2 protein-coding genes are annotated in these 1,907 nt (G+C 56.6%); one reads left to right on the top strand and one right to left on the bottom strand.

Annotation, left to right across the window (positions count from 1 at the left end; all coding sequences use genetic code 11):
- A partial coding sequence (locus D779_RS21850) for a choice-of-anchor A family protein (protein WP_232424230.1) occupies positions 1–1,065 on the top strand: 1,065 nt, incomplete at its 5' end.
- Positions 1,066–1,256: 191 nt separating this feature from the next.
- Here the strand turns inward: D779_RS21850 and D779_RS17110 are convergent.
- Positions 1,257–1,709: a type II toxin-antitoxin system VapC family toxin gene (locus D779_RS17110; RefSeq protein ID WP_232424229.1), complete on the bottom strand. Its 453-nt coding sequence runs from the start codon at positions 1,707–1,709 to the stop codon at positions 1,257–1,259.
- Positions 1,710–1,907 lie beyond the last annotated feature (198 nt).

Raw genomic sequence — 1,907 nt, 5'->3', positions numbered from 1 at the left:
TGCAACGGAAACTCCGACGACGAATCCAGTCTTGTGTCGCAATCAAACAAGGAATGTGTGCGAAACTGGTCTGAGATATGGGTAAAGGGATGCCTCGAGGTGTATATGAGACCCGTATTCAAATTCATGGCGGTCTATTTGCTCGCAGGCATCGCCATGTTCGCGTCTCCCGCCTTCGCGTATAGCCTGGGGGTGGCTGGAGATTACAACGCCTTTGTTTTTGGCAGTTTCAACGCCGAGAATTCGGATGTCGAGGGGCGATTGGCGGCTGGAGGAAGCGTCTCCCTGACCAGTTATTCAGTCGGCACCAACCTGTCAGCTGGCTCGTCGATACCCAGTCTGGTTGTTGGAGGATCTCTCACTTATACCAACGGTCAAGTGAACAATGGTGATGTCGTTGTTGGTGGGGTAGCCTATACTCCAGGCCTCGGTTTGAATGGTAATACATTGACGCAATATGCGTCAGGTTCTCTTCCGGTCGATTTCAATGCCGCTCGGAGCTATCTGACAGGTCTCTCCGGATCTCTGGGTTCCATGACGGCAAACGGAACCGCTATTTCTCAATATGGAACTATCTCCCTTACTGGCGATGGGGGGAGTCAGCTGCAGATTTTTAATATCACGGCTGCGGACCTATATTCGGCGAGTAGTCTGAACATTGATGCGAGCAGTATTTTTTCGGACGCTACAGTCGTGATCAATGTCTCTGGCGACCCGTATGTTTCGAGCGACCCGAATGTCTTTGGCAACCCGAAGGACGTGTTTGGTAATATGGGCATTGACATTTCAACATTGGATCCTGGAAAGATTCTTTTCAATTTCACTGATGAAAAAAATCTCAATATATCGGGTGTTGGCGTCATGGGAAGCATACTGGCGCCCTATGCCGATATCAATGCCGAAAGAGGTCAGATAAACGGGACGGTTGTCGCGAATTCATGGACTGGTGGTATGGAGCTGCACAACGTTCCTTTCACTGGTATTGTTCCGATACCCGGCGCGGCGCTGCTCTTCGGGTCGGGTCTATTCGGGATCCTGGCGATCGTGAAATTGAGGCGGTCCTGACATGGTGCCGTGCGCACCCAGATGGTGCCGGGCGGAAGCGCTCCCAAACCTGGTTGTGTCGATGCCAGGGCGATCCCTGGCTGGATTGAGACGCTGGGGTAAGCCTGGAGCATGAGGTCATCGGTCAGCCCCGCGCCGGCGTCGGCCGGCTCGGGCTATCGGGGCAGGTGGGACGAAAGGGCTGTTGAAAGCTACGAACGCGCTGAGAGACGCCTGGCCTGCAGCATCTCCTCGATCAGCTCTCCCGGTGCCAGCACGGTAAGCGAGGCATCGGTGAAGTCGGTCGGGTTCAGGGTGACCAGACGGTCCAGGCCGTTCACGCGCGCGCATTCGTGGGTGAGCGCGTCGTCGAGATAGTTCCATCCCAGCGCCATGGCGGCATCGACCACGGTGGCGTCGACCGGTGCGATGTCCAGCATGGCGCGCAATTCCAGAATCATGGATCGGGCGCTCGGCGTCCCGTGCGAGCGGGTCAGGATATCGTTGAGCTCATCGACCGAAGCGGCGGACAGGTAACCCGCGATTTGGCCGCTGGCGACGAGCTGCAGCGCGGCGATCGAATCGGGGCCCTCCTCGCCTCCGCCATTGAGCGCCTCGACCAGCACGCTGAGGTCGAAAAGGGCCTTGGTTGGTGTGTTCATCATGGACGTTGCTCCTTCATGTGCGTTCTTGGTCCGTTGATCCGCTTGGGATCTCGCAACATGTTTTATTGTTTGGCGAGGTCGTACAGATAGAGCAAGATGCGCGATGAAGGCGCCGCACTGGGGCGGGCGGAAAGAGGTCTTGCTCGGTCGCTCTCATCATCGAGGACTGGAGGCGAACGGGGAACGGCGGGGGGGTTT

The organism is Imhoffiella purpurea, assembly GCF_000585215.1.
GTDB classification, from domain to species: Bacteria; Pseudomonadota; Gammaproteobacteria; order Chromatiales; family Chromatiaceae; genus Imhoffiella; species Imhoffiella purpurea.
This window is presented reverse-complemented; position numbering and strand designations above follow the sequence as displayed.

Bases quoted from the DNA above. Each gene is read 5' to 3' on its own strand.
- D779_RS17110 (WP_232424229.1), bottom strand. From the start codon at position 1,709: ATGATGAACACACCAACCAAGGCCCTTTTCGACCTCAGCGTGCTGGTC.